Genomic DNA, 23,096 nt, shown 5'->3' with positions numbered 1-23,096 from the left:
CAGCAATCATGACAAATGGGACATAACGCATCCACAAAGGGTAGGCGACACCCTGCCCAAAGTGGTAATGGCGGCGTCCCCGGGGTCGTCAGTGGGCGCAGCCCGCGTACTCGTCGAGGCGGCGCAGCATCGCGGCCAGCATGAGCGGGAACATGGCCACGTGCGCGAGCGTCATCATCGTGCCCGCGTCGATCCAGCCGAGCCACAGCATCGGGAAGAGCGGCACGACCGGGACGAACATCGCCGCGCACATCTCCAGCGTCGGGGCCCAGCCGTGGCGGCGGAAGCGCATCCACGCGGCCATGCCGATCGACATGTTGAGCGCCATCACCAGGTAGCCCAGCTCGGGCTGCGCGCTGTGGGAGACGCCGAGGCCGAGCACGTCGAGCAGCGCGCCGAGGGCGAACATCCCGGCGAACATCGCGATGATCATCTCAAGGTAGTGGAGGGCGAATCTGCCCCAGTTGCGGGTGGTCGTCGTGGTCATGGCTCCGACTGTCCACGGGGCGGGCGGGGCGGGCCAAGGCGGGCGGCCGGACAAGTCCGGAAACTTGGGGTCCTGGTCCTTAAACCCTAGAGTCGAGGGCATGGACGTCCGGCGGGTGGTCGTGGTGGCGTACGAGGCGGCCTCGCTGCTCGACCTCGCCTGCGTCACCTCCACGCTGGAGGAGGCCAACTGGCACGGCGCGGCGCCGTACTACGAGGTGCGGGTCGCCGCCCCCGGCGGCAACCCCGTCACCTGCGGCACCGGGCTCACCGTCCAGGCGCAGCTCCCGCTGGAGCGCGTCACCGGGCCGCTCGACACGCTCGTCGTCTGCGGCGGCATCGGGTTCGAGGACGCGGCGGCGAACCCGTCCGTCGTGGGCCACGTACGCAGGCTGTCCAGGGAGAGCCGGCGGGTCGCGTCCGTGTGCACCGGGGCGTTCGTGCTGGCCGCGGCAGGGCTGCTCGACGGGCGGCGGGCCACCACGCACTGGCGGGTCGCCGGCGAGCTGGCCGGCCGCCACCCCGAGGTCGCCGTCGACCCCGGCCCGATCTTCCTCCGGGACGGCGACGTCGCCACCTCCGCGGGCGTCACCGCCGCCCTCGACCTCACCCTCGCCCTCGTCGAGGAGGACAACGGCCCCGACCTGTCCCGCACCGTGGCCCGCCACCTCGTCACCTACCTCCAGCGGCCCGGCAACCAGGCGCAGATGAGCATGTTCGTCGCCTCGCCCTCGCCCGCGGACACCCTGGTCAAACGGACCGTCGAGCACATCGGCGGCCACCTCGCCGACGACCTGTCCACCGCCGCGCTCGCCGCCGCGGCCGGGGTCAGCGAGCGGCACCTCACCCGGCTGTTCCTGCGCCACCTGGGCCGGACACCCGGCCGGTACGTCCGCCAGGCCCGCGCCGAGGCCGCCGCCCACCTGCTGGTCTCCACGTCGCTGCCGATGGCCTCGATCGCGGCGCGCTGCGGGTTCGGGACGGCCGAGACGTTGCGGCAGGCGTTCCTCGACCGGTACGGGACCTCGCCCTCCCGCTACCGCCTCACGCAGCGCTCGGCCCTCGGCTGACCTGGCTGACGCGGCTACGCGCTGCGGTGCCCGCTCGGCTGGGCGGCGCTCGCCGATGGTACGGATGGTGCGGTTGGTGTCCTCGTGCGTGCTGTGGAAGAGTTTGACGGTCTTGGCGAGAGCCACCAGGACGCCCGGACGGGCGCGGCCGAGGCCGCGCGGCTCGCCGAGGAGGCCCGGCGGCGGCGATGACCGGGCCGGCGCGCACCGGCTGTGCGGATGCTGAACGCCGCCTCCCCAGGGTCAGCGCCACATCCCCCGAACGACGAAGGTGATCACGACGATGCGAAAGACGATCGTGCTGGCCGTCGCGGCGGCCGCGCTCGCGGGCTGCGGCGCGCTGCCGGGCGCCCCGCAGGGCGGCGGCGGCGAGGAGCGGCGGTCGCGGCCCGTCTCGGAGAGCACGACCGCGTCCGCCCCCGAGCAGCAGCCGACCCAGGAGAGCGCCCCTCCGCAACAGAGCGCGGTGATCGCCTCCAAGGAGACCAAGGTCGGCTCCGGCGACATGTACGGCGAGGCCCGCGTCGACCTCACCGGCCTCAAGCGGCAGGGCAGGACCGCCACCCTGACCTGGGTCGTCACCGCCCTCGACGGCAAGGTCAACGTGCACAACGGACTCGGCACCGGCACGCTGGACTTCACGGTCTCGGGCGTCGCCCTCATCGACCCGGTCAACGCCAAGCGTTACCGCGTCGCCCGCAACGGCACCGGCGCGGACGCCGAGTGCGTGTGCTCCGGCACCCAGGGGCAGTTCCTGGAGAAGGGCGAGGCGTCCACGCTGTACGCGGTCTTCGCCGCCCCGCCGGCCGACGTGAGCACGATCAATGTTGAGATGCCGGGTATCGGGGTGTTCACCGATGTTCCGATCGCTTAGCGCGGCCCTGGTCCTCGCCCTGGCGTCCCCGACCCCGGCGCCCGAGCCGCCGGCCGGCGCCACCGGGGTCGTCGAGGACCTGGTGCTGCCGGTCGAGGACATCATCGGCGAGGTCGAGTCCATGGACGGCACCGAGAGCGAGACCAAGCAGGGACGCCAGGTGACCCTCGCGGTGACCAGCGACGTGCTGTTCGCGCTGGACAAGTGGCGGCTCACGGCCAAGGCCAGGCAGCGGCTTGAGCAGGTGGCCGCCAAGGTCGACGCGGAGAGCGCGGGCGGTGTCGTCAGGATCGAGGGCCACACCGACGACCAGGGCACGGACGCCTACAACCTGACGCTGTCGCGCCGCCGCGCGCAGGCCGTCCAGCAGGCCGTACGCGGCCTGATCACCGTCCCGGGCGTCACCTTCCAGGCCACCGGGTACGGCGAGAGCCGCCCCAAGCTGCCCAACCTGGTGCAGGGCAAGCCGGTCGCGGCCAACCGGGCGAAGAACCGGCGGGTCGAGATCGTCTTCACCGCGAAGCGGTAGCCGGTCAGTCCCCGGGAAGCTGCCCCAGGGTCACCGTCAGGGTCGCACGGGAGCCGTCGGAGCGGATGATCCCCACCTTGACCTGGGTACCCGGCTGCAGGGTGGCGATGGTCTCGGTCAGGTCGGCGATGGTGGGCGTCTCCTTGTCGTTGACCGAGACGATCACGTCGCCGGTCTCGATGCCGGCCTTGGCCGCGCCGCCGCCCCGCTCCACGCGGGCCACCCCGACGCCGGCCGGCTGCCCGTCACTGCCGAGCACCGTGCTGCCCCGGATGCCGAGCGCGGCCCTGCGGCTGTTGGTGACCTTGCCGTTCTTGATGATCTGGTTGGCGATGTCGACGGCGGTGTTGCCGGGGATGGCGAAGCCGATGCCGGGGGCCGCGCCGCCGCCGAGCTCGGGGAGGGTGGCCGCGAGCGTCGGGACGCCGATCACCTGGCCGGACAGGTTCACCAGCGCGCCGCCGCTGTTGCCGGGGTTGATGGCGGCCGAGGTCTGGATGGAGTTGGCGATCGTCGCGCCGGGGGAACCGGCCTCCTGCGGCTCGGACACGGTACGCCCGACCGCCGAGACGATGCCCTCGGTGACGCTGCCCGACAGGCCGAGCGGGTTGCCCATGGCGAGCACGATCTGCCCGACCCGTACCTTCGAGGAGTCCGCGAACGTGGCCGGCCGCAGCCCGTCGGGGTTGTCCACCTTGATCACGGCCAGGTCGCCGGTGGCGAAGGAGCGCACCAGCCGCGCCTTGCGGTCCGCGCCGCCGGTGGCGAAGGCGACGCTCATCTCGGTGGCCTCGCCGACCACGTGGGCGTTGGTGATGATGTGGCCCGCGTGGTCGAAGACGATGCCGGAGCCGAGGCCGACCTTGGTGTTGATCTGCACGATGGACGGCAGGACGTTCGCGATGACCTGCTCGTACGCCGCCTCCAGGGCCTGGGCGGGGCCGCTGCCCGCCTCGGTCGCCCCGGGTGAGGTCGCGCCGGGTGACGTCGCGGTGGGCGCGGCGGACGGCGAACGCACTCCGGTGGCGGGGAGCGTTCCGCAGCCCGCGAGCAGCACGGCGGCTGCGGCGAGTGCCGCGGCGGTCCTCCTCATGGGCTGCCTCATGGCAGTTGTGTGCCCCAATCAGTGCGAAAGATACGCCTCCCGGACATTCCGCCTACTGAGCTTGCCGGTGGGCGTACGCGGCAGCGACTCCCGGTACTCGATCACCCGCGGATGCTTCAGCCGCGCCAGCCGGGGCACGCAGTGCCGCAGCAGCTCGGCGGTCAGCTCCTCGGAGCCCGTCACCCCGGGCGCCGGCTGGACCAGCGCCACGACCTTGTGGCCCCACTCCGGGTCGGGAACGCCGATCACGGCCACGTCCGCGACCGCCGGGTGCTCCAGCAGCGCCGCCTCGATCTCGGCGGGATAGATGTTCACGCCGCCTGAGATGATCAGATCGGTACGCCGGTCGAGCAGGAACAGGTAGCCGTCCTCGTCCAGGTAGCCGATGTCGCCGGGCGTGTAGTCGCGCCCGCGCATGGCGGCGGCCGTCTTGTCGGGGTCGCCGTGGTACTCGAAGCGGTTGATGCCGCCGATGTAGACGAGGCCGGGCTGTCCGGGCGGCTGCTCCTCGCCGTCCTCGCCGACGATCGTGAAGCGCATGCCGTCCAGCGCCCTGCCGACCGTGCCGGGCCGCTCCAGCCACTCCTGGGACGACACCATGGTGGCCACGGCCGCCTCGGTGGAGCCGTAGTACTCCCACAGCACCGGGCCGAGCCAGTCGATCATCGCCTGCTTGACGGCGGGCGGGCAGAAGGCGGCCCCGTGGTAGAGGTGGGTGAGGGACGACAGGTCGTACGACTCCCGGTCCGGCACGGCCAGCAGCCGGTGGAACATCGTGGGCACCATGAAGGCGTTCGTCACCCGGTGCCGCTCGACGAGCCGCAGCGTCTCGGCGGCGTCGAACCGCTCGGGCGCCACGATCGCGTGCCCGAACTGCAGCGCCATCATGGCCTGCCCGTACGGCGCCGAGTGGTAGAGCTGCGAGCACACCAGGTGCACCCCGCCCATCGGCAGCCCGAAGTGCCGCCAGCTCTTGCGCATGAGGATCGGGTACAGCTCCTCGGGCGTCAGCTCCAGCAGCCGCCGCCGTACGCCCTTGGGGCGGCCGGTGGTGCCCGAGGTGTAGAGCATCATGGAGCCGGCCCAGCGCTCGGCGGGGGCGGTGTCCGGCTGTCCCTCGGCCAGCTCGGCGACCGTGAGGGCGTCGGGGGAGACCACCACCTTGGCGCCGCAGTCGGCGATGATGTAGTCGATCTCCTCGGCGGTGAAGTGCCAGTTGACCGGGACCAGGTAGGCGCCGATCTGGTACGTCGCCAGCATCATGGTGAGCGCGTCCCGGCCGTTCTTCAGCACGGTCACCACGCAGTCTCCGCGGCGGACGCCGCGCGAGGCCAGGCCGTTCGACGTCTGGTTCACCCGGGACAGCAGGGCTCCGTAGGTGAGGCCGTCGTCGCCCAGGAGGGCGGGACGATCCGGGTCTTCGGCGGCGATCTCGTAGAAACCCCTCATGTAGCCAGACCTTACAGAATTAGATTCTGCTGCGGCTATAGAGGAAATAACCCGCTCTGCGGTGACGTAACCTCAAGGTCATGGCGGACGTCGGAGATCAGATACCCTCCTCGAACTCACCCACCACTCCGTTCCGCAAGGTCGTCCTGCCGCCGGCCGAGGAGACGGTGCAGACCCAGCGACCCCCCGCGGCCCCACCCCGCCCCCAGCCCCACCCCACCCCTCAGCCCCCGTCCGGCCCGCAGCCGCAGCCGCAGCCGGGCCCTCAGCCGCCGTCTGGGCCTCAGTCCCCGCCGCAGCCGCCATCGGGGCCTCAGTCCCGGCCGCAGGCGCCGTCCGGGCCTCAGCCCCGGCCGCAGGCGCCGTCGGGTCCGCAGCCGCCGTCGGGTCCGCAGGCGCGCCCCCGGCCGCCGTACGGGCCGCAGCCGGCGTCCGGGGCGCAGAAGCGGGCCGCGCAGCCCATGCCCCCGCCCGCCCTGCGGCAGCCGGGGGTGTCGCCGTTCCCGGGCGGCCGGTCCGAGGACCTGGCGCTGGGCGGCGGCGTGCCGTCGGCGCCGACGCTGCCGCCCGTGCCGCCGGTGCCGCCCCGGCGCGGCCTCGGCGACATCCCGATCAGGGTCGTCTACCTGATCGGCGCGATCGTCGCCACGATCGCCGCCGTCCTGCTGGTCTTCGTGGTCTTCTCCGGTGACGTCCCGGCCAACCAGCAGCCGTCCGGGGACGAGGGCGTCGTCCGCGTCGCCCCGCTGCCGTCCGCCTCCGCCGCGCCGAGTGCACAGCCCTCCGCCTCGGCGACCCCGTCGGCGAGCCCGGTCGTGCTGCCCCCGGTCCCGGCGAGCAGGGCGTTGAAGGCGCTCCCCGGCACCCCGGCGGTGGTCGTCGGCACGATCTCCGACAAGACGGCCGGCATCTCCTACCCGAGGCTCGCCGCGCCGTGGCAGGCCAGGTCCTACCCGCCGTACTCGATCGCGCAGCGCATCGGTAAGGCGGAGCTGCCGTACACGCTGATCGCCTCGGCGATGCACCCGGGCGAGTCCCCGGCGAAGAAGCCCAGCTCGGACGCCGACTATCGGGAGCTCGCCACTGACGCGGTCCGCTGGGCGATGCGCACCCAGTACCCGAAGGGCGCGACGGTCGAGTGGACCGCCTCGCAGAAGGTCCCGGTGGGCAAGGGCTGGACTCTCGGCTACAAGGTCACCTACACCGCCGGCGGCAAGAGCCAGGTCGCCCAGGCCCTGGTGACGGTGGTCGAGGTGGGCAAGACGAAGCCGGCCATGCTCCTGGCCTCGATCCCCGAGGCGAACAAGGCGCGCTGGCCGGACCTGAGCACGATCGCCCGCCAGGTTCGTCCGTTGTAAGGCGTTGGCCAGAAGCATCCTCTAGAATATGGTTCCGGTATTGCACCTGGACCTGCTGGAGGATGAGCGATGGCTATCGGATTGAGCGAGGAGCACGAGGCGCTCCACGAGTCGGTGAGCGGCTGGGCCAAGCGGAACATCACCAGCGACCTCCTGCGCGCCGGCGCCGAGGGACGCCCGCCGTTCTGGTCCGGCCTGGCCGAGCAGGGCCTGCTCGGCCTCCACCTGCCCGAGGAGAACGGCGGCTCCGGCTACGGCCTGCTGGAGGCCGCGGTGGCCGTCGAGGCGCTGGCCGAGCGGATGGCGCCGGGACCGTACGTGCCGACCGTGCTGGCGAGCGCGGTCATCCACGCGAGCAAGCGCCACGAGCTGCTGGAGCGGCTCGCCGACGGCACTCTGACCGCCGCCGTCGCCCTGACCGGCGCGCTCACCGGCAGCAGCGCCGAGGACGGCTCGCTGACCGTCTCCGGCGCCGTCGAGCCGGTGCTGGCCGGCGCGCTCGCCGACGTGCTCGTGCTGCCGGTGGCGACGCCCGACGGCGAGCGCTGGATCGCGCTGGACGCCGTCGCCGCGACCGTCACCGAGCAGAAGTCGCTCGACCTGACCCGCGCGGTGGCCAAGGTCGAGGTGGCCGAGACCGTCGTGCCCGCCGACCGGGTGCTGGAGGGGGTCGAGAGCGCCGACGTACGCCACCTCGCGGCGATCCTGCTCGGCGCGGAGGCCGCCGGCCTCGCCTCCTGGTGCGTCACCGCGGCCGCCGACTACGCGAAGGTCCGTGTGCAGTTCGGCCGCCCGATCGGCCAGTTCCAGGGCATCAAGCACAAGCTGTCGCGCATGCTGGTCGCGCTGGAGCAGGCCCGCGCCACCGTCTGGGACGCCACCCGCGCCGACGGCAAGGAGCTCGCCTACGCCGCCGCCGTGGCCGGCGTGATGGCCCCCGACGCCGCCGTGCAGTGCGCGAAGGACGCCATCCAGACCTTCGGCGGCATCGGCTACACCTTCGAGCACGACGTGCACCTCTACTACCGCCGCGCGCTCACCCTGCGCGCGCTGCTCGGCTCCTCCGCCGACTGGGCCGCCGAGGTCACCGCGCTGGCGCTCCAGGGCGTCACCCGCGAGATGGAGCTCGACCTGCCCGAGGACGCCGAGGCGCTGCGCGAGTCCATCCGCGCCGAGATCGCGGAGATCGCCCAGCTCGAAGGCAAGGAGCAGAAGCGGGCGCTCGCCGAGCGCGGCTTCGTCATGCCCCACCTGCCCCGCCCCTGGGGCCGCGACGCCAAGCCGCTGGAGCAGGTGCTCATCGCGCAGGAGCTCAAGGCCGCCAAGGTACGCCTGCCCGCCCTCATCATCGGCGCCTGGGTCGTGCCGTCCATCGCCGTGTACGGCACCCAGGAGCAGCAGGAGCGCTTCCTGCCGAAGACGCTCAGCGGCGAGATGATCTGGTGCCAGCTTTTTTCCGAGCCCGGCGCGGGCTCCGACCTCGCCTCGCTGCAGATGAAGGCCGAGAAGGTCGAGGGCGGCTGGAAGCTCAACGGCCAGAAGATCTGGACGTCGGTCGCCCACGTCGCCGAGTGGGGCATCTGCATCGCCCGCAACTCCAGCGAGGGCTCCAAGCACGAGGGCATCACGTACTTCCTGGTCGACATGAAGGGCCCCGGCGTCACCGTGCGCCCGCTGACCGAGATGACCGGCGAGAACCTGTTCAACGAGGTCTTCCTCGACGACGTGTTCGTGCCGGACGACCTGGTCGTGGGCGAGGTCGGCGAGGGCTGGAAGGTGGCGCGCAACACGCTGTCCAACGAGCGCGTGTCGCTGTCGTCCGGCTCGGGCGGCACCGGCTCGTCGGTGCCCGACCTGCTCGGCCTGGTGGGCCGGCTCGGCCGCGAGCTGACGCCGGTCGAGGCTCAGCGGGTGGCCGAGGTCGTCTGCGAGGGCCACTCGATCAACGCGCTGTCGCTGCGGGTCACGCTCAAGCAGCTCGCCGGCACCGAGCCGGGCGCGGACGCCTCCGTGCGCAAGCTGCTGTCCACCTCGCACGCCCAGCACGTCTCGGAGACCGCCGTCGAGCTGCTCGGCGCCGCCGCGACCGCCGCGGCGGACATGAAGCTGGGCGACGCGGGCTACTGGAACCGGGCCGTCCTCGCCACCCGGGCCATGACGATCTACGGCGGCACCACCGAGGTGCAGCTCAACATCATCGGCGAGCGCATGCTCGGCCTGCCCAGGGACCCCGAGCCCGGCAAGTGACACGCGGCTAGCGCTCGACCGGCTGCGGCGGGACGGCGGCGGCCGTCTCGTCCGCGGCCGGCACGCCGACCCTGATCTCGCCCACGCACGTGGTGCCACCGCCCACCGTGCGGAGGGCGAGCTCGGGGCCGCCGCCGTCGAGCGTGGCGTACGTGATGCCCAGGTTCGGGCCGGCGGGCACCGAGGTCCTGGCGAGGCCCATCCGCACCTCCAGGGTGGTGGCCTCGCCGTTCAGGTAGGAGATCTGGACGACCTGCTCGCCGCCCTTCGGCGGGGCCGGGATCGGGAAGCGCACCTCCGTCCCGCCGACCGGGCGGCACGCGGCCCCTGCCGGGATCGTCGTGCCCGTGAGGCGCACCGGGCGCAGCCGTCCCTGGGCGTCGAACATCCGGGGGACGGAGATCGGCCCGGCGAGCCTGCGTGCCCAGGTGACGTGGTGCCGTGAGGCCGGGTCGACGACCTTCGAGTGGCGGGCGTAGTCGTAGAAGAACAGCGGGAACGCCACCTTCTCCGGCACGTACGCGTCCAGCACGACCGTGCCCGCGGGCACCCGCGCCAGCGCCGCCTCGGCGGTCTCCACGTAGCTCTTCACGTTGCGGCCGAGCGGCCGGTCGGCGTAGGCGGCGACCGACCAGACCGAGCTCACCGCCACCACGGCGGCGAGCGGCGCCCAAACCAGCCGGAAGGGGCCGACCGGCCGCAGCCACGGCTCCGGCTCGCCCGCCACGGGGATGAACGCCAGCCCGATGACGATCGCCACGACCATGGCGGTCGAGGAGAGGTAGCGCAGCTCGTACCCGCTCAGATCGGGACCGAGCAGCTCGATCCGGCCGAGCATGATCGGCGCGACGTCCGCCAGCAGGAAGTAGCCGAGCAGCGCCGCCCACGCCAGCCAGGCCCGCCGCCGCAGGCGCACCGACACCGCCACGGCCGCGACGGCCACGGCGAGGCTCGCCCACATCAGCGGGGTCGGGGTGGCGGCCAGCGCGTAGTCCTCGCCGATCGGCTGCCAGCGCCAGGGCCCGCCGAGCGAGGTGGGGATGAGCGAGCCGGTCAGCAGCGTCCAGACCGACTTCGCGGCGACCTCTGCGCTCGGCAGCGAGATGGGCGAGGTCTGCTTGGTGAGCTGCACGGTCGTGAGCAGCTGGTGCAGGAAGAGCACCGCGTACGGCACCAGCACGGCCAGGTAGAGCGCCCACACCCGGAGCAGCCGCCGCGCCCCGCCCAGCCAGCCCACGGTCAGCACGAAGGCGAGCACCGGGATGAACGGCGCCTTGACGAAGAACACCATCCCGAACGCCGTCCAGGCCGCCGCCGCGACCGCGTGCCGTAAGCGCCCGGTGCGTACGCAGAGCACGTGCGAGGCGAGCGCCATCGGCAGCGCGATCTGGAACGGCAGCGTCTCGGCCACGACGGCCCACCAGGACAGCCCGGAGATCGTCATCGGGGTGACGAGGGCGAACCCGAACGGCACCAGGATCGCCGGTCGCGGCCCGAACAGCACCCACAGCAGCCGCAGCAGCGCCAGCCCGGCCGCCGCCTGGAGGCCGAGCGTGAGCACGTGCGCGAGCACGTCGTTGTGGACGCCGAGCCGCCCGAGCGCCCAGTGGATCGCGAACGCGCCCGGCATCAGGTGGCCGTAGTCCACCCGCATGAGGTAGTCCCAGGTGAACCCGTTCTCCAGGCCCCTCGCGAGGAACATGAAGTCGTCCTGGCGGAAGTACGTCCTGTTGACCAGGCCGGCCTTCCACACCAGTTGCACGGCCACCATGACCAGCCCGGCGGCGAGCACGGCGTCGCCGCCGCGCAGCCACGGGCGCCCCCCGGCGCTCGCCACGCTCTCCATCACCCCGTCCTCCCGGCGCAACTCAACCATGTCGGGACATAGTGGTGGAAGTGCTGTGATGTCATAGCCGCATGTCGCAGACGACCCGAGCCGGGCTCGCCGCCGCCCTCCTCGGGCTGGCGCTCGGCTGCCTGGCCCTCGGCCCCGGGCTGGGATGGGGGTTCGTGCTGCTGCACGACATGGTGTTCGTGCCGGATCCGGCGTTCTCGGCCTGGACGTTCGGGCTGGCGGGAGGCGCGGCGCGGGTGGTGCCCAGCGACGCCGTGGTGACCGCGCTGGCCCAGGTGCTGCCCGCCGAGCTGGTGCAGAAGCTGATCCTGCTCGGGATCTTCGTCCTGGGGTGCGCGGGGGCGGCGCTGCTGCCGCCGTCGGCCTCGCTCGGGCCGCGGCTGGTGACCGGCGCGTTCTACGTGTGGAACCCGTACGTGGCCGAGCGGCTGCTCATCGGGCAGTGGGCGCTGCTGCTCGGGTACGCGGGGCTGCCGTGGGTGGTCCGGGCCGTGTGGTCGGGGCGGCGGCGCGCGGTCGCGATCCTTCCGGCCGCCGTGGGCGGCTTCGCGGCGATGACGGTCACCGCGCTCACGGCCCTCCCTCTCGCCCTGGCCCGCCGTGGGTGGCGTGAGCTGATCGTCACCGCCGGGGTGCTGGTCGCGTTCAGCCTGCCGTGGCTGGTGGCGACCGCGCTGCGGCCCGTTGGGCTGGCGGGGGACCCGGTGGGGATCGAGGCGTTCGCGGCGCGGGCCGACACGCCGTTCGGGGCGGTGGGGAGCCTGCTGTCGCTCGGCGGGATCTGGAACGCCCGCGCCGTGCCGCCCGGCTACGAGACCTGGGCGGGCGCGGTGGCGCGGCTGCTGCTGGTGGTCGCCGGGGTGGTGGCGTTCCTGCGCTCCGAGCTGCCGTTCCGTCGCGGGCTCGCCGGGGCGGCGCTCGTCGGGCTCGCCGTGGCGTGCGTCGGGGTGAGCGAGCCGGGGCGGGTGGCGTACGAGCAGGTGGTGGGCTGGTGGGGCGGGTTCGCGGTGTTCAGGGACGCGCAGCAGTTCATCGCGCCTCTGGCGCTGGTGGCGGCCCTCGGCCTCGGGACGCTCACCGAGCGGGTGACGGGGCGCGTGGCGGGGCGCAGGGCGTGGGTGGGGGCGATGGCCCTGGTGCCGGTGGCCGTCCTGCCCACGCTGTCCTGGGGCGCGCTCGGGACGCTGGACGCGGTGGCGTACCCGTCGAGTTGGAGCGCCGCCCGCGCGGTCATCGCGCGTGACCCGGAGCCCGGCGACGTGCTGGTGCTGCCCTTCGAGTCCTACCGGCGCTTCCCCTGGAACGGCGGCCGCCCGGTGCTCGACCCGGCCCAGCGCTTCTTCGCCGTGCCGGGCCGGCGGGTGGTGACGAACGACGCCGTACGGGTCGGCGAGCTCGTCGTGAAGAGCGAGGACCCGCGCGCCGTTGAACTAGAACACGTACTAGGAGGGCCTTCGCCCGACCTGGCGGGAGCCGGAATCCGCTACGTGATAGTCAACGCGGGGACAGTTGAAGAGCGGGCACGGTTTGCCGTATGGCTACGCAGAGCACACGTTCTGGTCCAGGACCGTGACCTGCGGTTGTACCGGGTTGACGGGGCGGTAGGCCACTGAGCAGGCAGTTTGTTAAGATTTGGCCTAGCTACTTCCGAGTAGCAAGAATTGGTTCTAAGTTGGGTGCGGCCCCGCTCCTGTCTGCCCGCCGAGGAGGAAGTTCCGTGATCAAGGTCCTCTTAGCAGCGATCATCGGCGTCGCCGTAGCGGCCCTCGTGGCGACGGTCACCACGGTCTCCTTCACCGGCGCCACCGCGACGCCGGTCAACCAGCCGCTCTACAACTACGGCGACCGGTAAGGCCGGATCAGCATGCCGCCCTCTCCGCAAGGGGACGGCGGGACGAGCCGACCACCACTGCTTGAGATCGTCGTTCCGGCGCACAACGAGGAACGGCGTCTTCCCGGGGGGCTCCTGCAGCTGTGCGCGAAGCTTGCCCGCATGCCGTTCCCGGCTGCCGTCATAGTCGTCGACAACAACAGCACGGATCGCACCGCGGAGATCGTCGAGAACTGGCCGGCCGGGCCCGTACCGGTCCGGCTCATCCCTTGCCCGATCCCGGGCAAGGGCGCCGCCGTGCGGGCCGGGCTGCTGGAGACCGGCGCCCCGTTCGTCGGCTTCTGCGACGCCGACATGGCGACCGACCTGGACGCCATCGACGCGGCGCTCGGCCTGCTGCTGTCCGGTGAGCGCGTCGTGATCGGCTCACGTGCCCACGAGGGCTCCGTCGTGGAGAACCGCCACAGCAGGGTCCGCGAGCTGGGCGCCGCCCTGTTCCGTGCCCTGGCCGGCGCGCTCGTGCCGGGGGTGAGCGACACCCAGTGCGGCTTCAAGTTCTTCGACGGCGTGCTCGCCCGCGAGGTCGCCGTGCTGCTCCGCACGCCCGGCTTCGCCTTCGACGTCGAGCTGCTCGCGCGCTGCGCGGCGGACGGCTCGGAGGTGCACGAGATCCCCGTGCGCTGGCTGGACGTGCCGGGGTCGTCGTTCTCGCCGGCCCGTCACAGCTTCGGCATCGTGCTGGAGATGGGACGCATCTGGCTGCGGCTGCGCCCGAGGCCGCGCCTCAGGCCGCGGCACGCCGTGCACCCGGCCTGGGAGCCGCCGGCCGCCCCTGACCCCGTCGGATATCCGTGAAGATCGCCTTCGTCAACTGGCGTGACCCCTGGCACCCCCAGGCGGGCGGCGCCGAGACGTTCGCCTGGGAGCTGGCCCGCCGCCTCGCGGACGCGGGCCACCAGGTGTGGTTCGTCACGGCGCGCGCGCCCGGCCAGCGCGGCAAGGAGGTCGTCGAGGGCGTGCGCTTCGCCCGCATGGGCGCGACGTACACCGTCTACCCGCTGGTGCTGATCTGGCTGCTGGTCCGGCGCGGGCGCTTCGACGCGGTGGTGGACTGCCAGAACGGCATCCCGTTCTTCACGCCGTGGGTGGTGCGGCGGCGGACGAAGGTGGTCTGCGTCGTCCACCACGTGCACGACCGGCAGTTCGGCGTGCACCTGCCGGGGTGGCTGGCCGCCTTCGGGCGGTTCCTGGAGGGGCCGGTGTCGCGGTGGAGCTACCGGCGGCACCCGAGCGTGGCCGTGTCGCCGTCCACCGAGCTCGCCATGCGCGAGCGGCTGGCCTGGAAGGGGCCCATCCACATCGTCCCGAACGGCGTCAGCGTCGCCGATCCGGGCGAGGTCGCCAGGAGCGCCGAGCCCCGGCTGGTCTGCCTGGGGCGGCTGGTCGCGCACAAGCGCGTGCACCTGCTCCTCGACGCCGTCGCCGAGCTGCGGCGGCACCGGCCGGACCTCCAGGTGGACGTCATCGGCCGGGGGCCCGAGGAGGAGCGGCTGCGGGCGCGGCTGCCCGAGGGCGTCACCCTGCACGGCTACCTGCCCGAGCGGGAGAAGAGCCGGCTGGTCGCGCGGGCCTGGCTGCACGTCAGCGCCTCGCAGGGCGAGGGGTGGGGGCTCAGCGTGCTGGAGGCGGCGGCGCTCGGGGTGCCGACCGTGGCCTTCGACGTGGACGGGCTGCGCGACGCGGTACGGCCCGGCGAGACCGGGTGGCTGCTGCCGGAGGGGGTCGAGGGCACCGGGCTGGCCAAAGGCATTGCCGGAGCACTCGACGAGGTGGACGACACTTATTCCGTGAAATGTCGGGAATGGGCTGACCGATTCTCCTGGGACCGCAGCGCCGAACGGCTTCTCGCCGTGCTGGAGGGCCGCGCCCCAGGCGAGGGCTCCTCCGACCTCGGCGAATGGGCCGGGGAGGAGCGATGAGCCGGCCGCCGGCCACCGACAAGCTGGTCTGGGGCCGCCCCGGCACCGGCCGCGTCACCGGCTCCGACAGCGCCGGCTCGAAGACAGCCGCCCCCAAGGCCGCCGGCCCCGCCCCCAAGGGCGGCGCGCGGGCGCTCGGTGAACGGGCCTGGCGGCGCTGGTGGCTGGTCATCTGCTGCCTCGGCTTCGGCCTGCTGGCGTTCACCACCAAGCCCGGCCACCTGATCTCCGACACCAAGATGGACCTCGCGCTCAACCCGGTCGGCTGGCTGGAGCGCGCCGCGCACCTGTGGGACCTGCAGCACTTCGGCCAGCTCCAGAACCAGGTGGCGGGCTACATCTTCCCCATGGGCCCGTTCTTCGCCCTCGGCGACCTCGCCGGGGCGGCCCCGTGGGTGACGCAGCGGCTCTGGCTCACGCTGCTCATGTGCGTGGCCTTCCTCGGCGTGGAGCGGCTGTCCGGGCAGCTCGGCCTCGGCACGCCGGGCACCAGGATCGCCGGGGCGCTGGCGTACGCGCTGGCCCCGCGCACCCTGTCCATCCTCGGCGAGATCTCCATCGAGTGGCTGCCCGCCGCGATGCTGCCGTGGATCCTCATCCCGCTGCTCACGGCCTCCGAGACGGGCCAGCGGGCGCGCGGGGCGATCAGGTCGGCGCTCGCGGTGGCATTGTGCGGCGGCGTGAACGCGGTGGCGGTGCTGGCCGTGCTCGTGGCCCCGGTCCTCTACATCCTGACCCGGCCGCGCCCGGTGCCGCGCTGGCGGCTGCTCGGCTGGTGGAGCGCCGCCGTCGCGGTCGCCACCCTCTTCTGGTGGCTGCCGCTGCTGCTGGTCGGCAGGTACGCCTTCTCGTTCCTGCCGTACACCGAGACCGCCGGCACCACCACCCAGGTCACCTCGCTCACGAACGTCCTGCGCGGCGCCTCCGACTGGGTGCGCTACCTGCCCGTGAACGGCGTCTTCGAGCAGCCACCCGGCTTCGCGATCGCCACCTCGGCCACGATGGTCGTGGTCACCGGCGTGCTGGCCGCGCTCGGCCTGGCCGGGCTGGCCCGCCGCGACCTGCCCGCGAAGGGGTTCGTGCTGGCGCTGTTCGTGGTGGGCGTGGCCGCGCTGGTGGCCGGGCACATCAGCGCGCTGGAGCCGATCACCGCAGAGCCGGTCCGCTGGCTGCTGGACGGGCCGCTCGCGCCGCTGCGCAACCTGCGCAAGTTCGACCCGCTGGTCCGGCTGGCGCTCGCCTTCGGCCTGGCGCACCTGCTGGCGCGGGCCCGGCTGCCGCTCCGCACGCTGGCCGCCGTGGCCGCCGCCGCGCTCGTGCTGCCCGTCTTCAACCAGGGGCTCGCCGCGCCCGGCGACTTCGAGGACGTGCCGCCGTACTGGCGGCAGGCCGCGTCCTGGCTGGACGAGAACGCCGGCGACGACGGCGTGCTGCTCGTGCCGGGCGCCAAGTTCGCCGAGTACGTCTGGGGCCGCCCCATGGACGAGCCCCTCCAGGCGCTGACCACCGCCCGCTGGACCACCCGGCGGATCGAGCCACCGGGCTCGGTCGGCCTGACCCGGCTGCTCGACGTCATCGACCAGCGCCTGGCCGCCGGTCACGGCTCGGCCGGCGTGACGGCGGTGCTGCGCCGCCTCGGCGTGCGCTACCTGCTGGTACGCAACGACCTCATGCGGCAGAACCTCCAGGGCGCCTGGCCGTCCCGAATCTACGAGGCGCTGCGCGAGACGCCCGGCGTCAAGCTCGTCCGCTCCTTCGGCGACCCCGTCGGCGACCGGCAGAGCGACGACGCCCAGCACTCGCTCGACCCGGCCTTCCCGGCGCTCGACCTGTACGAGGTCTCCGACGCGGCCGACCTGGTGTCCGTGCAGTCGGCCGCCGACGCGGTGGCCGTGCGCGGCGGGCCGGACTCGCTGCTCGCGATGGGCGACCTCGGGCTGCTCGGCGACGCCCCGGTGCTGGTCGGCGGCGACGCGGGCAAGCGCGAGCTGCCCACCGTCGTCAGCGACGCGCTGCGGCTGCGCGAGCGCTCGTTCGGCGAGCTGCGCTCCAACCAGTCGCCCACGCTCACCGCCGACCACAAGGCCGACTTCGAGGGTGTACGCGCGCTGGACCTGCTGGAGGACGGCTGGCTGGACGACACCGCGACCGCCGAGTACCACGGCGTCTCCGGCGTCACGGCCTCCTCCTCGATCGCCGACCCCGACGCGGTCGCGGGCAGCGGCGACCCGAGCAGGGGCCCGTGGGCGGCCATGGACGGCAACGTCGCCACCGGCTGGGAGACCAGCGGCACCAGCCGCCCCGAGGGGCAGTGGCTGCGCGTGGACCTGCCGGCGCAGCGGCGGATCGAGCAGGTCCAGGTCATGTTCGGCTCCGGTTTCCTGCTCGGCCGGTCCGTCACGCGGGTGGCCGTCGAGACCGACTCGGGCAGCCTGACGCAGGACGTCCGCGACACCACCGACCCGCAGTGGCTGCGGGTGCCGGAGGGCCCGGCGACCTGGCTGCGGATCAGGATCGTCGCGACCGGCTCGGAGGGGTGGAGCTACGGCCAGCGGGCCGGCGTCATCGAGCTGTCCATCCCCGGCGTCGTGGCCGAGCGCACGATCAGGCTGCCCGGCACGGGCGGCGACGCGTACGTCATGGACCAGGGGCTCGACGCCCGGTCCGCCTGCATGCGCAACCAGGTGCGGTGGGTGTGCAACGACGCGGTGCTGACCAAGCACAGTGAGGAGACCGGCTTCGACCGCACGTTCACGGCCCCGGCCGCCGAGGCCGTGAACGTACGCGGCACGGCCGTGCTCAAGGACTCCGCGCTGGCCGACCGCTTCACCCGCGTCACCACCGGGCTCACGCAGGTGACCGGCTCGTCCCAGCTCACCGACGATCCGGTGGTCTCGCCGCGCTCGGCGTTCGACGGCGACGCGAGCACCACCTGGATGCCGGCCGCCGAGGACACCCAGCCGACGCTCACGCTCACCTGGAAGGGCGAGAAGACGATCTCGCGGATCAAGCTGGGCCGCCCGGCCGGCGACCGCATGCAGCCGCTCGACGTGGTCGTCACCGGCGACAACGGCATCGCCCGCGCCGGCCGGGTGGACCAGGAAGGGAACCTGACCTTCCGGCCGCTGCGCACGACCGAGCTCAAGCTGCGCTTCACGCCCTACTCCAAGCGGTTGCAGCTCACCGAGCTGGTCGTGCCGGGCCTCGACCCGGTGACCAGGCCCGCCGACATCCCGCTGCGGCTGCCCTGCGGCTTCGGCCCCACGATCGAGGTGAACGGCACGCCCATCGCGACCAAGGTCGCGGGCACCCACGCCGACCTGCTGGAGAAGCGGCCCGTACGCATCCAGGGCTGCGCGCGGGCCGAGCTGAAGGCCGGGGACAACCGGGTGCGGGTGGCCGGATGGGACTCGTTCACGATCGACGACCTCGTGGTCGGCCGGCTGCCGGACGAGCCGCGCGGCGTCGAGGGCGCCGCGGTGCGCGGCATCTGGACGGCCTCCGAGCGCGAGGTCAAAGTGAGCGCCCCGAAGGACGCCTTCCTCGTCGTCAACGAGAACTTCAACGCCGGCTGGCGGGCCCGGGTGGACGGGCGGACGCTGCGGCCGGTGCGCGTCGACGGCTGGAAGCAGGCGTGGGAGCTGCCCGCGGGCACGTCGGGGACCGTGCGGCTGGAGTACGTGCCGGACCGCGCCTACGGGCTCGCGCTGGCGTACGGGATGGCGGGGATCGCGCTGCTCGCGCTGGGCGCGCTGGTGCTGCGCGGGCCGCGTCCCGAGCACGTACGCGAGACCGCCCCGGCAGGGAGGGCGCGCATGTCGCGGCTGCGGGCGCCGTACGCGGTCGTGCTCGGCCTGGCGTTCGGCGGCTGGGTGGCGAGCTGGCAGGGCGCGCTGGCGGTGCTGGCGGCGATGCTGGTGACGTTCGCGCTGCGGGCCAGGCGGCTGCCGGCGCACTGGCTGTCAGCCGGGCTGTTCGGCGTGGCGACGGCGTCGCTGGCGGTCCACCTGGTGCTGCGCGAGCACGGGATCGACCTCGCGGTGCTGATGGACCACGTGCCGCAGCTGCTGTCGTCGGCGGCCGTCGGGGCGCTGTTCGGTCAGCACGTCACCCGGCCGGCGCGGCCGGCGCCGCCTCCCGGGCTGCCGGCCGAGGAGCAGGTGCTGGCCGGCGCCGGCTCAGCCTGAGGGCGGTGGCCTCGACGAGATGGTAGCTCCCCACGCTGAGCAGCAGCGTCACGATGAACGACAGCACGGCCACACTCGGGAAGTCGCCCTGGAACGGCTGCGCCCCGGTGAGCTTGAGCTGCAACGTGATCACCGGCGCGTGCCACAGGAAGAAACTGTAGGAGATGCGGCCGAAGTAGGCGACGACCGGGTTGCCGAGCACCCGGTGGCGCAGCGAGTCCGCGCGCGGCGCCAGCGCGAACGGCGCGACGAGCAGCACCGCGACCGCCGCCTCCAGGCTCGTCCTGAGCAGCGACTCGCCCAGGGTGGGCAGCGTGAGCGTGCGCGGGCCGGCGAGGCCGGTGCTCAGCACCCCGTACAGCAGGAAGGCCAGCACGAGGAGCTGCGGCGCGAGCGCGTCGATGGCCCGGCTCTCCTTGAGCCACACCGACAGCACCGCCATCGCCATGCCGCAGGCGAAGAAGACCAGATGGTACGGAAGCCAGAGCCCGAACTCGGGCCGGTCGGTCAGCCGGGCCACGACGATGGTGGCCACCGAGACCAGCGGCAGCAGGCCGATGCCGGTCAGCAGCCGCACCGGCCGGTTCCCGCCCCGCGCCCACCGGTCGAGCGCCCAGGCGAGCAGCGGCAGCGCGACGTAGAAGGCCATCTCGATGGGCAGCGTCCACATCTGGTAGAGGCCGTCGGGCGTGGGGTCGCCGGGGAAGTAGTTCTGCAGCAGGAGCAGCCACTTGACCCAGCCGGTCCAGTCGAGGCCGCCCCACGCCCAGAGCGTCAGCGCGGTCACCAGCCAGTAGACCGGCATGACGCGCAGCACCCGCCGCCACAGGTACGTGACGGGCCGGGGGCGCTCGGTGCCCTCGATGGCCGCGCGCGCCCACGGGCGGTAGAGGAGCAGGCCGGACAGCAGGAAGAAGATGGGGACGGCGATGCCGAGCCGCGCCATCAGCCAGGCGTACATGCCCTCGCGGTACATCACGCCGGTGTTGCTCCCGACGTGCAGCAGCCAGACGCCGAGCGCGGCGCAGGCGCGGACGCCGTCGAGGGCCGCGTCCCTGTTCTTCATCCCTGTCCCCACCTCCGCGGATCCGTGCCGGGAAACCACGATAGAACTTGTTTCTATCGATTTGGTGACGGAGGGAGGCGCGGCGGTGACGCGCACCACCCCCTGTCATACTTTGTTGCTCGACGATCAGACCTGATGACAACACGTTCTACAAATGCGGAGGCCTCGATGGGTCGTATCTCCACGCTCGTCCTCATCGGGTTCGGAGCTTTCTTCATCGCACTGGCCCCGTTGGTGAAATTCTGGGCGGCCGAGAAGATCATCTCCGCGCCGGCGAACCAGTTCGGGATCTCCCGGCTGGAGGCCAAGCAGGCGCAGTACTTCTCCCTCCAGGACCTGAAGGTCCTCACCGGCGACCTCGACATCATCGTCACCACGCGCGGCGACGTGAAGGAGGCCAACTCCGACCGGGTCGTCTGGGACGAGGCCACAGTCGTCAACGACGTCACCAACAGCCGCCCGCAGATCGACCTGTCCGAGCGGCGCAGCGCCTTCAACCGCTACACCGGCGTCGCCGTCAACTGCTGCGGCTCCAGCGTCGACAAGGCTCCGGTGCAGCTCGAGGGCCAGATCTACAAGTGGCCGTTCGACGTGGAGAAGAAGACGTACAAGGTGTTCAACGCGCAGGCGCAGAAGGCCTTCGACGCCACCTTCGTCCGTGAGGACAAGGTCGACGGACTGCCGGTGTACGTCTTCGAGCAGGCCGTCCCGCCGACCAAGACCGAGACCCGCACCGCCCCCGCGAACGTGCTCGGCATGACCGGCACCACCGGTGACGTGCAGGTCGACCGCTGGTACGACGGCAAGACCACCTTCTGGATCGAGCCCGTCACCGGCTCGCCGGTCAAGCAGGAGGTGCAGCGCCACGAGGTGCTGAAGACGCAGGACGGCGTGGAGCGCTCGGCGGCCTTCATCGGCACCGCCGTGATGACCGACGAGACCGTCGACGGCCTGGTCAAGAACGCCCAGGAGGGCAAGAGCCAGATCAACCTGCTGCGGAACATCATCCCGCTGGTGGTGCTCATCGTGGGCGTGGCGCTGGTGCTGGCGGGCGTGGTGCTGGGCCGCCGCCGCCCGGCCGCCGCGTGAAACAACGCGCCATTTTAAGGCCCGCCGAAAGGCGGGCCTTTTTCTTTTTTCGAGATCGATATAGAACGTGTTATAGACGAAGGTTACTCACCGGTACCGACGAAAGGTTCTAGTGTAGAACACGTTGCAGTTCGCGTTGTGCCGGACGTATTGTCGGGCCATGCGGACACGTGTCACGGACATGTTCGGTATCGAGCTCCCGATCTTCGCGTTCAGCCACTGCAGGGACGTGGTCGCCGCCGTCAGCCGCGCGGGCGGCATGGGCGTGCTCGGAGCCCTCTACTTCACCCCGGAAGAGCTCGAGATGGAGCTCAAGTGGATCGACGACCACGTGGACGGCCGGCCGTACGGCGTGGACGTCGTCATGCCGGCCTCGTACGAGGGGGCCGACTTCGCCGCCGACGAGCTGGTCGGCCGCCTCCAGGCGATGATCCCCGAAGGGCATCGCTCGTTCGTGGAGAACCTGCTGGCCGAGCACGGGGTGCCCCCGCTCTCGGCGGACGCCGACGCGGGACGGGTGCTGCTCGGCTGGACGGACGCCACGGCCCGCCCGCAGGTCGAGGTCGCCCTCCGCCACCCCATCGCGCTGCTCGCCAACGCCCTCGGCCCGCCCCCGGCCGACGTCGTCGAGCTGGCCCACTCCCACGGCGTCAAGGTGGCGGCCCTCGCCTCCACCCCCCGGCACGCGCTCAAGCAGGTCGAGGTCGGCGTGGACGTCGTCGTCGCCCAGGGCACCGAGGCGGGCGGGCACACCGGCGAGATCTCCACCATGGTCCTCATCCCGCAGGTGGTGGACGCCGTGGACGTGCCGGTGCTGGCCGCGGGCGGCATCGGCAACGGCCGCCAGATGGCCGCCGGCATGGCGCTCGGCGCGGAGGGCGTGTGGACCGGCTCCCTGTGGCTCACCGTCGAGGAGGCCGACACGCCGGAGATGGCCAAGCGCCGCATCCTGGAGGCCACCTCCCGCGACACCGTCCGCTCCCGCAGCTGGACCGGCAAGCCGGCCCGCCTGCTCAGGAACGAGTGGACCGAGGCGTGGGAGTCCGCCGAGTCGCCGGGCACGCTGCCGATGCCCCTGCAGTTCATGCTGGTCTCGGACGCCCTGCGCCGCATCGGCCGCTCCGACGCCGCGGAACTGGCCACCTTCCCGGCCGGCCAGATCATCGGCCTCATGAACCAGGTCCGCTCCACCAAGGACGTCATCTTCAACCTGATGGAGGAGTACGGCGAGGCCCTGGAACGCCTGGAACGCATCACGGAGGACTGACCGCCGTCACACAGGTACGACGGTCACCAGGCTTTCGAGCCCCACGAAGTCATCGGTGTTACGTGTGTAGAGAGGCATTCCCCGGCTTGAGGCGATGGCGGCGATCATGAGATCCATCCGCCTCGGCCGGGGACCCCGTTTCGCGGCGAGGGTCAGGGCGACCAGGCTGCCGTAACGAGCTGCCGCTTCGGCGTCAAAGGGCAGCGGCTCGAAGTCGAGGACCGCCGCGCCCAGCTTCTCCATGCGGGTTGCTCGGGCGGCTGGACTCCTAGCCATCGCCACCCCCTGCTGCAGCTCGGCGAGAGTGATGGCTGTGAGCTCCGGCGCTGCGGGCAGATCGGCGGGTGAGATCTCGGCGAGATCTATGTAGACACAGGTGTCGATGACGCCCGAGTTGGGACGATCAGCCACGCCGGTCCCAAGGGTCGTCGTAGACACGGTCGTCACCGAACACCTCGTCTGCCTCGCTGCGCATCTCCGCGTAGTCGACGTGCGGAAGCCGTCGATGCTTGGCGACCAGCTCTTCTGCACTCAGGCGGCGCTTGCGCGACAGCGGCCGAATTTCCGCGAATTCGATCCCGTCGCGGGTCACGCGAAAGATCTCGCCTGCCGCTACCTCGCTCATGACGGCGGATGGGTTGTTCCCGAGCTCACCTTGAGTGATGACCTTCAACACACACCTACCGTAGCCTCGCGTAACTCAC

Annotated in this window: 19 protein-coding genes; 12 read left to right on the top strand and 7 right to left on the bottom strand. The window is 72.3% G+C overall.

Features of this window, described 5'->3' with window-relative positions; all coding sequences use genetic code 11:
• Positions 1–88: 88 nt before the first annotated feature.
• Entirely contained in the window at positions 89–487 is a 399-nt protein-coding gene (locus ABD292_RS21965; RefSeq protein WP_344210074.1) for a hypothetical protein, read from the bottom strand.
• A 100-nt stretch (positions 488–587) separates the two neighbouring features.
• On the opposite strand from ABD292_RS21965, the gene ABD292_RS21960 reads away from it, so the two are divergent.
• The 3 genes from ABD292_RS21960 (at position 588) to ABD292_RS21950 (ending at position 2,959) form a co-directional block, all read left to right on the top strand.
• Positions 588–1,556, top strand: a complete 969-nt coding sequence (locus tag ABD292_RS21960) for a GlxA family transcriptional regulator (RefSeq protein ID WP_344210072.1) — start codon at positions 588–590, stop codon at positions 1,554–1,556.
• 283 nt (positions 1,557–1,839) lie between these two features.
• Positions 1,840–2,430 (top strand): lipoprotein, encoded by a 591-nt coding sequence (locus ABD292_RS21955; RefSeq protein WP_344210069.1) that lies wholly within the window; start codon positions 1,840–1,842, stop codon positions 2,428–2,430.
• Positions 2,414–2,959, top strand: coding sequence for an OmpA family protein (locus ABD292_RS21950; protein ID WP_344210067.1), 546 nt, complete (start codon positions 2,414–2,416; stop codon positions 2,957–2,959). The genes ABD292_RS21955 and ABD292_RS21950 overlap by 17 nt, the downstream gene beginning before the upstream one ends.
• Before the next feature lie 4 nt (positions 2,960–2,963).
• Here ABD292_RS21950 and ABD292_RS21945 read toward each other — a convergent pair whose 3' ends face one another.
• Both ABD292_RS21945 and ABD292_RS21940 read right to left on the bottom strand, forming a co-directional pair.
• Complete coding sequence (locus ABD292_RS21945; RefSeq protein WP_344210065.1) at positions 2,964–4,052, bottom strand: S1C family serine protease; 1,089 nt, start codon at positions 4,050–4,052, stop codon at positions 2,964–2,966.
• Positions 4,053–4,082: 30 nt separating this feature from the next.
• The gene (locus tag ABD292_RS21940) at positions 4,083–5,513 is read right to left on the bottom strand and encodes an AMP-binding protein (protein WP_344210063.1); all 1,431 of its coding nucleotides are present in this window, start codon (positions 5,511–5,513) and stop codon (positions 4,083–4,085) included.
• A 461-nt stretch (positions 5,514–5,974) separates the two neighbouring features.
• Here ABD292_RS21940 and ABD292_RS21935 point away from each other — a divergent pair, with 461 nt between their 5' ends.
• Together ABD292_RS21935 and ABD292_RS21930 are read left to right on the top strand one after the other, a co-directional pair.
• Positions 5,975–6,871, top strand: a complete 897-nt coding sequence (locus ABD292_RS21935) for a hypothetical protein (protein ID WP_344210061.1) — start codon at positions 5,975–5,977, stop codon at positions 6,869–6,871.
• Positions 6,872–6,940: 69 nt separating this feature from the next.
• The gene (locus tag ABD292_RS21930) at positions 6,941–9,118 is read left to right on the top strand and encodes an acyl-CoA dehydrogenase family protein (RefSeq protein WP_344210059.1); all 2,178 of its coding nucleotides are present in this window, start codon (positions 6,941–6,943) and stop codon (positions 9,116–9,118) included.
• Between the two features lie 7 nt (positions 9,119–9,125).
• On the opposite strand, the gene ABD292_RS21925 is transcribed toward ABD292_RS21930, so the two are convergent.
• Positions 9,126–10,994 carry a hypothetical protein gene (locus ABD292_RS21925; RefSeq protein WP_344210057.1) on the bottom strand — a complete coding sequence of 623 codons (1,869 nt, stop codon included), beginning with the start codon at positions 10,992–10,994 and terminating at the stop codon, positions 9,126–9,128.
• A 41-nt stretch (positions 10,995–11,035) separates the two neighbouring features.
• Here ABD292_RS21925 and ABD292_RS21920 point away from each other — a divergent pair, with 41 nt between their 5' ends.
• From ABD292_RS21920 to ABD292_RS21900, 5 genes are all read left to right on the top strand, one after another.
• Positions 11,036–12,586, top strand: coding sequence for an MmpA family trehalose lipid delivery protein (locus tag ABD292_RS21920; RefSeq protein WP_344210055.1), 1,551 nt, complete (start codon positions 11,036–11,038; stop codon positions 12,584–12,586).
• Positions 12,587–12,690: 104 nt separating this feature from the next.
• Positions 12,691–12,825, top strand: coding sequence for a hypothetical protein (locus ABD292_RS21915; RefSeq protein WP_329584535.1), 135 nt, complete (start codon positions 12,691–12,693; stop codon positions 12,823–12,825).
• Between the two features lie 12 nt (positions 12,826–12,837).
• A complete protein-coding gene (locus tag ABD292_RS21910) occupies positions 12,838–13,659 on the top strand; it encodes a glycosyltransferase (protein WP_344210053.1) in 822 nt (273 codons plus the stop codon).
• The gene (locus tag ABD292_RS21905; RefSeq protein WP_344210051.1) at positions 13,656–14,783 is read left to right on the top strand and encodes a glycosyltransferase family 4 protein; all 1,128 of its coding nucleotides are present in this window, start codon (positions 13,656–13,658) and stop codon (positions 14,781–14,783) included. The genes ABD292_RS21910 and ABD292_RS21905 overlap by 4 nt, the downstream gene beginning before the upstream one ends.
• Positions 14,780–18,970 (top strand): alpha-(1->3)-arabinofuranosyltransferase domain-containing protein, encoded by a 4,191-nt coding sequence (locus tag ABD292_RS21900; RefSeq protein WP_344210049.1) that lies wholly within the window; start codon positions 14,780–14,782, stop codon positions 18,968–18,970. The genes ABD292_RS21905 and ABD292_RS21900 overlap by 4 nt, the downstream gene beginning before the upstream one ends.
• On the opposite strand, the gene ABD292_RS21895 is transcribed toward ABD292_RS21900, so the two are convergent.
• Entirely contained in the window at positions 18,891–20,036 is a 1,146-nt protein-coding gene (locus ABD292_RS21895; RefSeq protein ID WP_344210047.1) for an acyltransferase family protein, read from the bottom strand. The two genes, ABD292_RS21900 and ABD292_RS21895, sit on opposite strands and share 80 nt — an antisense overlap.
• Positions 20,037–20,204: 168 nt before the next feature.
• On the opposite strand from ABD292_RS21895, the gene pgfA reads away from it, so the two are divergent.
• Both pgfA and ABD292_RS21885 read left to right on the top strand, forming a co-directional pair.
• A complete protein-coding gene (pgfA, locus tag ABD292_RS21890; RefSeq protein WP_344210045.1) occupies positions 20,205–21,125 on the top strand; it encodes a cell envelope lipid trafficking protein PgfA in 921 nt (306 codons plus the stop codon).
• Between the two features lie 160 nt (positions 21,126–21,285).
• Positions 21,286–22,392, top strand: a complete 1,107-nt coding sequence (locus tag ABD292_RS21885) for an NAD(P)H-dependent flavin oxidoreductase (protein ID WP_344210043.1) — start codon at positions 21,286–21,288, stop codon at positions 22,390–22,392.
• Between the two features lie 6 nt (positions 22,393–22,398).
• On the opposite strand, the gene ABD292_RS21880 is transcribed toward ABD292_RS21885, so the two are convergent.
• Both ABD292_RS21880 and ABD292_RS21875 read right to left on the bottom strand, forming a co-directional pair.
• Positions 22,399–22,803, bottom strand: coding sequence for a type II toxin-antitoxin system VapC family toxin (locus tag ABD292_RS21880; protein ID WP_344210041.1), 405 nt, complete (start codon positions 22,801–22,803; stop codon positions 22,399–22,401).
• Positions 22,796–23,068 (bottom strand): type II toxin-antitoxin system Phd/YefM family antitoxin, encoded by a 273-nt coding sequence (locus ABD292_RS21875; protein ID WP_344210039.1) that lies wholly within the window; start codon positions 23,066–23,068, stop codon positions 22,796–22,798. The genes ABD292_RS21880 and ABD292_RS21875 overlap by 8 nt, the downstream gene beginning before the upstream one ends.
• Positions 23,069–23,096: the final 28 nt, after the last annotated feature.

This window comes from Nonomuraea bangladeshensis, assembly GCF_039529455.1.
Lineage (GTDB): Bacteria > Actinomycetota > Actinomycetes > Streptosporangiales > Streptosporangiaceae > Nonomuraea > Nonomuraea bangladeshensis.
The sequence above is the reverse complement of the archived record's forward strand: the minus strand, read 5'-3'. Positions and strand labels throughout refer to the sequence as shown.